1 pseudogene is annotated in these 1,299 nt (G+C 66.0%); it reads right to left on the reverse strand.

Annotated features, from left to right (window positions below):
• Window positions 1-9: 9 nt before the first annotated feature.
• A pseudogene (locus tag AB0O15_RS47985) lies at window positions 10-1,247 on the reverse strand (IS3 family transposase).
• Window positions 1,248-1,299 lie beyond the last annotated feature (52 nt).

Below are 1,299 nucleotides of genomic sequence, written 5' to 3' on the forward strand. Positions count from 1 at the left end.
GATGGAGAGTTAATTAGTTGGTTTCAGGGGTGCGGTGACCGGCTGGGTCATCGCGTGGATGGCCTCGTATTCGGCAGGTGGGACGTGTCCGAGTTCGCCGTGCAGGCGGCGGTTGTTGTACCAGTCGATGTACTCGACGGTGGCCATCTCGAGGTCATCGAGGCCGCGCCACGGTCCTTTGTTGCGGACGAGTTCGGCCTTGTAGAGCGAGTTGAACGCCTCGGCCATCGCGTTGTCGTAGGAATCGCCCTTCGACCCGACCGACGCGACCGCGCCGGCCTCGGCCAGGCGCTGGGTGTAGCGGATCGCTCGATATTGGACTCCCCGGTCGGAGTGGTGAACAAGTTTGCGCAGGTCAGCATCCTGATTCTCGCGGCGCCAGACAGCCATCTTCAGCGCGTCCAACGCGAGGTCGGTGTAGAGGCTTGTGGCGACCTGCCAGCCGACGATCAGACGCGAGCACACGTCCAGGACGAACGCGGCGTAGACCCAGCCCACACTCGTGCGCACGTAGGTCAGGTCAGCGACCCACAACTGGTTCGGGTGTTCCGCGGTGAAGTTCCGTTTGACCAGGTCAGCGGGGCGTCCGGTCTCAGGCCCGGGCCGGGTCGTGCGCGGCGATTTGTCGCGCAGCAGCCCGCGCAGCCCGGCCTGGCGCATGAGCCGCTCGACGGTGCACCGCGCCACTGGCACCCCTTGGCGGTGCAACTCGTGCCAGATCTTGCGGGCCCCGTAGACGCTGTAGTTCTCCTCGTGGATCTGCTCGATCGTCGCGGTCAGGTCGTCGTCGTGTCGGGAGCGCGCCGAGGCCGGGCGGGTTTTGGCAGCGTAGTAGGTCGACGGTGCGATCTGTGCCGGCGTGTCTTCAAGGGCCTGCAGGACCGGCTGGACACCGTGCTGTTGTCTCTGCGAGTCGACGAAGGCGACCTTCACCGCGACGGACGGTCCAGCTCCGCCGCGAAGAAAGACGCCGCGGACTTCAGGATCTGATTCGCCCGGCGCAACTCACGATTCTCCCGCTCGAGAGCGGCGAGGCGTTCCGCGTCACTGCTGGTGGTACCCGGCCGATCACCGGCATCGATCTCGGCCTTCTTCACCCAGCCACGCAACGCCTCGGGATGGATCCCGAGCTGGTCGGCGATCCGCCGGATCGCACCGACCGCGCTGGCCGGGTCCCGGCGAGCGTCGACCGCCAACCGGGTCGCACGCTCACGCAGCTCATCGGGGTACTTCTTCGGTGCCGGCATAGCTGAATCTTCTCCCAGGTTTCGATGTCTCCATCAAACCCGGGGCGGAACA

The sequence above is a fragment of the Actinoplanes sp. NPDC089786 genome, assembly GCF_040684855.1.
Lineage (GTDB): Bacteria > Actinomycetota > Actinomycetes > Mycobacteriales > Micromonosporaceae > Actinoplanes.